We start from the raw sequence: 763 nt of genomic DNA, 5'->3' as shown, positions 1-763 counted from the left end.
CCGTTTTTGAAAACCAATTTTTCCTAAAAAGGGTTATCATTCGTAATCACCTTGTAGAGATGGCAGGCATTGGTAGTAGGCGCTTCACTGAAAATTTCGTCGCTGGAAAGAAGTGTGAGAGAATCAACACATAGAGACGCCATTGAGCAACCATAAATCAATGGTGTATACGGGCAAGAAAGAAGGGCAGCAAAACGAGGTGCTTTTCTTTTACTGAGATTTTGGAGTTGAACATGAGTACATTCGGCGCACACGGCGTAGCCTATCTGCCTCCTATTGTGGTTCACAGAGTTCCATTAAGAACGAAAAAGTCCCCCCCCAATCCGCCAGGGATCCAAAGAGACATTGCACTCTGCATGTTTTGGTTGTTGCTTAGTATTCCAGCAGCTTACATGCTAGTTATCGGTTAAATTTGTATAAGTCCCAAAAAAAGCCTCCGATTGGAGGCTTTTGTGTATTGACTGCTAGCTTTATTTCTTAGTGTGATCTGACATGATTGACTCGACAGATTCTTTAACAACATGTGCATCAGTGCGATGCATATTGCTTTTCGTGGATTCTACCTTGCCAATAATCGCCATCGCCAACTGCTGGTCGCCGCCTTCAAGTCTGCCGTTCACGTATTCACCACCTGTTGCGAGGGTGACAGCGTGGAAGGTTTGAATGCGAGCGTATTCCATTTGTTCCGGGGTATTGTCTTTGTCTTTGACAGTTCCGTACAAATGAGAAATGGCATTTTTGGCGTTTTCACCTCTTTCACCGC

1 protein-coding gene is annotated in these 763 nt (G+C 44.4%); it reads right to left on the bottom strand.

Features of this window, described 5'->3' with window-relative positions; genetic code table 11:
* Positions 1 to 470: 470 nt before the first annotated feature.
* The coding region (locus ACVRRC_RS22080; RefSeq protein ID WP_472997589.1) for a hypothetical protein at positions 471 to 763 on the bottom strand (293 nt) is incomplete at its 5' end.

It is taken from the genome of Stutzerimonas sp. LR2 (assembly GCF_055755175.1).
This window is presented reverse-complemented; position numbering and strand designations above follow the sequence as displayed.